This window comes from Pseudomonas cyclaminis (assembly GCF_015163715.1).
GTDB classification, from domain to species: domain Bacteria; phylum Pseudomonadota; class Gammaproteobacteria; order Pseudomonadales; family Pseudomonadaceae; genus Aquipseudomonas; species Aquipseudomonas cyclaminis.
Map to the genome: position 1 here is coordinate 1 of NZ_JADDUM010000385.1, position 651 is coordinate 651.

Sequence of the window (651 nt, forward strand, 5' to 3'; positions counted from 1 at the left end):
CGACGTGGCGCCCGAAGGCAGCTCGCTCAAGGAGTATCGCCAGCACTTCGCGCAGATGGTCGACCACCTGGAGCGCCACCAGGAACAGACCGGCATCAAACTGCTGTGGGGCACCGCCAATTGCTTCAGCAACCCGCGCTTCGCCGCCGGTGCCGCCAGTAACCCGGACCCGGAAGTGTTCGCCTACGCCGCCGCCCAGGTGTACAGCGCGATGAACGCCACCCTGCGGCTCAAGGGTTCCAACTATGTGCTGTGGGGCGGCCGTGAAGGCTATGAAACCCTGCTCAATACCGACCTCAAGCGTGAGCGCGAACAGCTTGGGCGCTTTATGCGCATGGTGGTGGAGCACAAGCACAAGATCGGCTTTAAGGGCGACCTACTGATCGAGCCCAAGCCCCAGGAGCCGACCAAGCACCAATACGATTACGACAGCGCCACGGTGTTCGGCTTCCTGCACGAATACGGCCTGGAACATGAGATCAAGGTGAATATCGAGGCCAACCACGCGACCCTGGCCGGGCACAGTTTCCATCACGAGATTGCCACCGCCGTCTCCCTGGGCATCTTCGGCCAGCATCGACGCCAACCAGTGGCGACCCGCAGAACGGCTGGGACACCGACCAGTTCCCCAACAGCGTCGAGGAAATGACC

Annotated in this window: 1 pseudogene; it reads left to right on the top strand. The window is 62.4% G+C overall.

Features of this window, described 5'->3' with window-relative positions:
* A pseudogene (locus IQK56_RS30720) lies at positions 1–651 on the top strand (apurinic/apyrimidinic endonuclease family protein); the annotation flags it as partial.